Genomic DNA, 5779 nt, shown 5'->3' on the forward strand with positions numbered 1-5779 from the left:
GGCTTTTTGCGGTGGGTTCGACCCCGTAAATAAAACTGCTCGGACAACCTTGAAGCACAGGCTATCGGACTGCGAGTCCGGATAAAAAATCTTCGTTTGTTTCGGTTGTCTTTCCGGTTCAATACTCATGTCGGAGGGATTGTTACAATGTTGGAAGCCATTCTTGAGCGCTGTGCAGGCCTCGACGTACACCAGGAAACCGTTGTGGCCTGCGTTCTTACCGGGCAGCTGGACCGTGCTCCAAAATCAGAGATTCGCACCTTTGGTACCATGACGAACGAGCTCATGGAACTGGGCGAATGGTTAGTGGAGCAAGGTTGCACTCACGTCGCCATGGAAAGTACGGGCGTTTATTGGAAGTCTGTTTGGAACGTGCTTGAAGCCTTTGAATTAGACCTCCTGCTAGCCAATGCTCATCACGTCAAGAATCTTCCCGGACGCAAGACCGACATGAAAGACGCGGAGTGGATCGCCAAATTGCTGCGTTGCGGGCTTATTGAAGGAAGCTTTGTGCCTTCGGAGGACATCCGAGATCTTCGAGATCTGACCCGTTATCGCAAAAAGTTGGTGTATGACGCTACCTCGGAGAAGAATCGCATCCATAAGTCCCTGCAGGATGCGAACATCAAGTTAACTACCCACATGTCCGACATCTTCGGAACATCAGGACGCCTGCTGCTCCAGAAGATCGTAGATGGTGAAGTCATCACAATGGAATTCCTTGAGACGCACATGAAGGGTGCGCTCAAGCACAAATCCCCCAAATTACTTCAATCGCTCAACGGTCGTCTTCGTAAGCATCATCGCGACATGATCCGATTCTCCTGGGATCACCTCGTGTACATTGAAAAGCAAATCCGACTCGTTGAGCAGGATATCCGAAACCGATTAGCCAGCAAACAAGAGGCCATAGATCTTCTCGTTACGATTCCTGGCATCAACGAGCAAGCAGCATCTGTCATTATCGCGGAAATCGGTACCGACATGACCGTTTTCAAGGATGATCACCATCTTGCCGCATGGGCAGGCGTTACGCCAGGCAACCACCAGAGCGCCGGTAAAAAAAAAGAACACGAGCGCGATCCGGAAATGCCCATCTAAAAGCAGTATTATGTGAATGTGCTTGGGCTGCTTCTATGACGCGAAACACAAGGCTCTCAGCAAGATATTGGAGTTGGGTTAAGCGGCTAGGCAAGAAGAAAGCCTTGGTCGCACTTGGACATACGCTGCTTCGCATCGTATACCACATGTTGCTTACCAAAAGCCCATACAAAGAGTTAGGCCCTGATTATCTTGAACGCTACAGACAAGAGCGCGAAAAACGTCGTGAAGCAGAACTCATTCGACAGCTACAGTCCAAAGGCTTCACAGTAACTCGCCCTGCCTAACCTTTCACCTCCACCACGGTCAAGGTCTGCCGAATCGGTAGTCCTGCTTCGGCGTGCGTAAAAATTCGTTTGAGCAAAGATTCATTTTCATAAAAAAAAGAACTACCAATACGGGGCTGTTCTTCTTACTTCAGATCTTCTTTTTCAACCTGTTTAACCCAATTCGCAATGGTGTCCAAACGTTGCACACATGATCGGTTGCTGTTCATGCATGAGATTCACTCGAATTGCCAACGGGAACAATATTGCCATTGTTATATTCCTTTACAATTTGACCTTCTGCCGTCTTATAAACAATGTATGTGTCGTTAGCTTTCGCATCCAGCCTAGCGCGATCTCCAGTAAGCTTAATCATTTTATCCAGTTCTTTGAATCTATCCAAGGGATGCACCTTCCCAAATAAGAATAGAAATATGTTTCATTATAACACAGTAAGACGCTTTGACTGACCATCCTCAGACTAGAGAGCTGATTTCCAGCCTATCGTTAGCTTTTGCATCCAGTTTAGCGCGATCTCCAGTAAGCTTAATCATTTTATCCAAGTCTTTGTATTTATCCAAGGGGCTTCGAATCGCAAACAAGAACATGCAGACGCTGCCGCACACAACGCAATTGAAGGCAAATTGGGGTATTAAAGTACCACTGTCTTGGTCCTTGATATGCCCAAATATCGGTACTGAATATGAACGGTATGGATATTTTCATCGTTAACAATTCGGACACCGTAATGCAAAGGAATCCTTCCTTCGTTATCCCGGAGTATTTGCCGAACTTCAGCATCGGATAATTGAGGGGGAATTATTCCTTCATCGATCCCTATGAACTGAGCTTGAGAGCTGTCTTCTATGCCGGCAGACACTAACTGACCAGTATAACTCATAACAAAATTGGCATTGGTGGCTGGAGCCTTCGAGTTGACAGCCACTTCTTCTATTTTAATATTGCCCCAACCTTCATTCACAAGAGATAGATATACCTGTGTCTGCTCTTTATCAACATTGGACCGCCCTGTTACCAGCAGCGGATCGGCCATTCTCGAGTATATGTAGAAACTCACTGCAACCACAATAACTAACTAAAGACAAACAGCATTGTGATCCTTGTTTTCCTGGCTGAAAGCATGGCAACCACCTCGCATTAACAATAACTGCACAATAACTGCATAATAACTGCACAAAGAACAAGTCACTTCACAGTTTTCATTGTAAACAAATACATCTTACGAGTGGCCTCCCCCCTCTTCTAGCTATGAATGTTCAAGATAACCCGAGAGAAAGTCATTGAATCTTTCTTTGTCGATTGCATATGATCTGCCATCCGTCATATCGGTAAATACAGAACCACCACCTGTAAATTGAAGTTCTTTCTCCCGCCCATCGTTTAACTTAATCACGACTGTATAAGGCCAATCGGCGGTTACAGCATCCCCCGAGGGTGGCTGTGCGCCCTGAAGAATAGGATAGAACTCATCCAATTCCTTGGATTCTTTCAAGTTGGCAGCAACTTCATCCGAACGTTCGCCGAGAAAAATGGTGATTTCTGCAACTTGATCCCTCGGGAGATTAAACGGTTCATATACCTCCGCATGGTTTTCGGGAATTTGAGAGTCACTGAGATTTTCACCCGTAGATGCATCACAAGCAGCCAAAATGAAAATGGACAATAATAATGCAATTAATGCTCGTTTCATAATCAATCCTCCCATCCCGTTATTCATATACGACGCAGATCACGCGGAATTGTTTCAGCCAAAAAGAAATAGACCGGCTGAGCCTGATGGGTCATGGCTGACGAAAAGTTCCTCATGTTCAAAAAAACTCAAATGTCCAATTTTGTACAAACATTACGGGAGGGTATTTATGGAAGAACAGCGAATAAGTAGGTTTGCTAATGAAGGAAGAGTGCTACAGATAGAGAAGTGAGAAGAAATGCAGCGGCTGATAATCGATTTAGCCCAGGTGAATCGTAGTACAGAGCAGCTGGGTGCCGCAGGCCGAAGGCTGTCCCCTATTCCGGGACATGTACAGGCCGTGAAGAATGGGTTGGATAGCGCGATTGGCGCAAGACGCGGCATACACAGCAGGTTAACCCAAGCGGCTGCGGATGCCAGCCGGATCACCGAGCGGATAGCCAGGCTGGAGTCTTTTGTGCTGCAGTCGGTGCAGCGTTACGACAATGCGGAGCGGCAGCTGATAAGCCGGGCAGCGGCTGTGGAGGAGCTTGCCAGCCGTTCGGTGAATGAAGCAGCTTTCCGGCCGGTGGATTGGGAGGAAGTAGATGTCCGGGTCCAGCTGCTGGCCAAGAAGCTGGGCGGGTTGCTGCCACAGATAGCGGGGCTGATAGACGATGCTGAAGAACGGGCAGCCGAGAATCTGCAGCAGTTAATAGCAGGCTCAGCTCATATCCTAGCCGCCATTACGGAGTTTGTGATGGAACAGGTGAGCTTGGTTGTACTGAATTTCCGGGATTCGCAGCCGAAGCCGGTAAACATAGCCAACCTGAACCTCTTGGCAGCAGCGTATGGTTCTGAGCGTAAGAAGCTGGTGGATGTGGATCAGCTGTTCTCTGGGGACAAGCTGGATGCCGATATACTGGACTTCCTCGCTTATGTGACGAAGAAAGGCTTTCACCCGGTTACATTCGAAGGGCTGCCCTACTGGGATTGGCATATCGCGGCCGAGAAGCTGAAGGAGATCCAGGATGCGAATGCGGCAGAGCCCAGGTTCTGGGGCATCGATCTCGCAGAAGGACTGTACGAAGGCGGCAAATCCGGGCTAATGGGTATTGCTTCATTTGGCTATGACTTGTACGATGATCCGTGGGGAACGGCCAAGGCAATAGGCGAAGGCGCCAAGCAGATTTCAATAGATATCTATAATGAAACGAACAAGCTGATAGACGACCCGTTGCTGTATGTGAATAATAAGGTAATTGATCTGAAGATGACGGCGGAGGAATTTTTCGCGCTTTCCCCGAACGAACAGGCCAGGTTAATTGGCGAGACGCTGGGCCGTGAGGTTGTCTATGCCGCTGCTGGGGGCGTGGCTCTCAAGAGCGCAAGGGGAGTCATCTCCGTAGCAGGGAAGGCCGGAACCCGTCTGGATGACGTAAGCATTCAGATCCGCCAGGGCGCAGTCATGCTGGTGGACAATGCAAAGCTGGCTGGTCAGCGGCTGGCAGACCCGGGCTGGCTCCGCCCGCTGAACATTGCTCCCGCAGGAGGCCCGGGAATGCCTGACGTCCGCCTCATGGATGGAGGCAAGCAGGAGCTGCCACCCAAGAAGAATGCCGTGCAGGAGAATTACCTCCGGGCTATGGATGAGAAGGCTGCGGGGACTGGTGAAGTTAGTATAAAACTAACAGAACCCTCTTTACCTAATGGAGGTAAGCCAAAAGGGAATTACACTAAAGGTGATTCACATGGTGTTAAGAAAGAGAATGAAACAGCAGATATCTTTGCAGATCAGGGATATCACATAAAGATGTTAGATGAACTCAATGGTGGAAACGGATATGGCATAAAGGAATCTTCAAATCCAGATTTTCTAATTGAAGGCGAAGTATTTGACTGTTATGCACCTACTATAGATACAAATTCCGACAATATTTTAAGGAATATTAGAACTAAAACAAAAACACAGGCGGAGAGAATTGTACTTAATTTAGATGGTTTTACTTCTGAGAAGATAACTGAGATTACTGAAGGTATTCTAAGGAAAGCTAATCCAAACGGAGACTTAAAGAACTTACAAGAATTACTCATTGTGACTGACGGTAAAAATCACAAGGGCATTTGGGGGTTAGATTTACATGGATTTCGAATTGTTTTTAGAATCTAATGTCAGTTGCAGGTCTTTGGCAGATCTTATTAAAATAACTATAGTCAACCTTTTGAATGAAAAGGTATCGATTCAGAACGATGAAGAAGAAATAGTTATTGGGACTGAATACTTTTCATTGGCTCTTGAGCTTGAGGATATCTCAGACATAAATTTTGTTAGAACCCACTATGATTTAGATGTTAATGTTTGCATTAGGGTTCAGTTATTTGGCAATACCTTTGAACAAGGAATTAAATATTTGTTTAAAGTTATCGAGCAGTTATTGAAACAATGTGGTGGGAATCTGTTGTTTTTAGATAATGGTTCGGATCAGTTGCTTAGAAAGAAGGATGGTCAGTTAATCGTCAATAGTGATTTGAATCAATACCAGATAAAGTACTTAACCCCTAGTCTACTTGGTTTACTTGGTCATTCTTATATCAAAGAAAAATTAAAGAAATAGAGTGTTTCATCGGATTTTATTTTAGTTCTGTAGGAAGACTGGTGCCCGGGTGCTGATCTGGCAGCTCCCGGCACTACTAAGAGAGGGGCGCAGCCAATTCAGGCTCA

At 46.5% G+C, this 5779-nt stretch carries 6 protein-coding genes; 3 read left to right on the forward strand and 3 right to left on the reverse strand.

Annotated elements, in window-relative coordinates; translation table 11 throughout:
• The first annotated feature begins 147 nt into the window (after window positions 1–147).
• Window positions 148–1101, forward strand: a complete 954-nt coding sequence (locus DNH61_RS02445; protein WP_245947862.1) for an IS110 family RNA-guided transposase — start codon at window positions 148–150, stop codon at window positions 1099–1101.
• Window positions 1102–1593: 492 nt separating this feature from the next.
• Here DNH61_RS02445 and DNH61_RS26210 read toward each other — a convergent pair whose 3' ends face one another.
• From DNH61_RS26210 to DNH61_RS02455, 3 genes are all read right to left on the reverse strand, one after another.
• Window positions 1594–1770, reverse strand: coding sequence for a hypothetical protein (locus DNH61_RS26210; protein ID WP_181438556.1), 177 nt, complete (start codon window positions 1768–1770; stop codon window positions 1594–1596).
• 249 nt (window positions 1771–2019) lie between these two features.
• Complete coding sequence (locus tag DNH61_RS02450) at window positions 2020–2421, reverse strand: hypothetical protein (protein WP_111145101.1); 402 nt, start codon at window positions 2419–2421, stop codon at window positions 2020–2022.
• A gap of 213 nt (window positions 2422–2634) precedes the next feature.
• On the reverse strand, window positions 2635–3078 hold the full coding sequence (locus DNH61_RS02455; RefSeq protein ID WP_111145102.1) for a hypothetical protein: 444 nt from the start codon (window positions 3076–3078) through the stop codon (window positions 2635–2637).
• Between the two features lie 238 nt (window positions 3079–3316).
• On the opposite strand from DNH61_RS02455, the gene DNH61_RS26215 reads away from it, so the two are divergent.
• Complete coding sequence (locus DNH61_RS26215) at window positions 3317–5227, forward strand: CdiA C-terminal domain-containing protein (protein WP_245947866.1); 1911 nt, start codon at window positions 3317–3319, stop codon at window positions 5225–5227.
• Window positions 5199–5672, forward strand: coding sequence for a hypothetical protein (locus tag DNH61_RS02465; RefSeq protein ID WP_111145103.1), 474 nt, complete (start codon window positions 5199–5201; stop codon window positions 5670–5672). The genes DNH61_RS26215 and DNH61_RS02465 overlap by 29 nt, the downstream gene beginning before the upstream one ends.
• Window positions 5673–5779 lie beyond the last annotated feature (107 nt).

The organism is Paenibacillus sambharensis (assembly GCF_003233845.1).
In the GTDB taxonomy this organism is placed as follows: Bacteria; Bacillota; Bacilli; order Paenibacillales; family Paenibacillaceae; genus Paenibacillus_I; species Paenibacillus_I sambharensis.

Coding starts and splice junctions, on each gene's coding strand:
- DNH61_RS02455 (WP_111145102.1), bottom strand. CDS start 3,078: ATGAAACGAGCATTAATTGCATTATTATTGTCCATTTTCATTTTGGCT.
- DNH61_RS02450 (WP_111145101.1), bottom strand. CDS start 2,421: ATGGCCGATCCGCTGCTGGTAACAGGGCGGTCCAATGTTGATAAAGAG.
- DNH61_RS26215 (WP_245947866.1), top strand. CDS start 3,317: ATGCAGCGGCTGATAATCGATTTAGCCCAGGTGAATCGTAGTACAGAG.
- DNH61_RS02445 (WP_245947862.1), top strand. CDS start 148: ATGTTGGAAGCCATTCTTGAGCGCTGTGCAGGCCTCGACGTACACCAG.
- DNH61_RS02465 (WP_111145103.1), top strand. CDS start 5,199: ATGGATTTCGAATTGTTTTTAGAATCTAATGTCAGTTGCAGGTCTTTG.